Here is a 401-nt window from a genome sequence, read left to right on the forward strand (position 1 = left end):
GCTTTCTTCACTGGTACTTTCTCAGTTGGTGTCACTGGAGTGAAGTCTTGGTTCACTAACTCTGTTCCTGGAATTGTGTGTGTAATTCCTGTATTTGGATCTTTCAATATTGCGGTTCCGTCGGCTCCTACTGTGACTTCCTTACCTGGGTTCTTGTCTTTGACTTTGTCTGCCACTTGTTTCTTCTCTTCTGGAGTTAAGTGGGCTTTGTCTTTGACTGGAACTTTGTCGGTTGGTTTCACTGATTCGAAGTCTTGGTTCACTAGCTCTGTTCCTGGAATTGTGTGACTGATTCCTGTGGTTGGATCTGTCACTGTTGCTGTTCCGTCGGCTCCTACCGTTACTTCCTTACCTGGGTTCTTAGCTTGAACTTTTTCTTTGACTTTGTCTTTTTCGGCTTG

1 pseudogene is annotated in these 401 nt (G+C 44.6%); it reads right to left on the bottom strand.

The features are described from left to right. Positions 1-401: pseudogene (locus N8M20_RS10205) on the bottom strand (LEA family epithelial adhesin); the annotation flags it as partial.

It is taken from the genome of Streptococcus mitis, assembly GCF_946190275.1.
GTDB classification, from domain to species: Bacteria; Bacillota; Bacilli; order Lactobacillales; family Streptococcaceae; genus Streptococcus; species Streptococcus mitis_DC.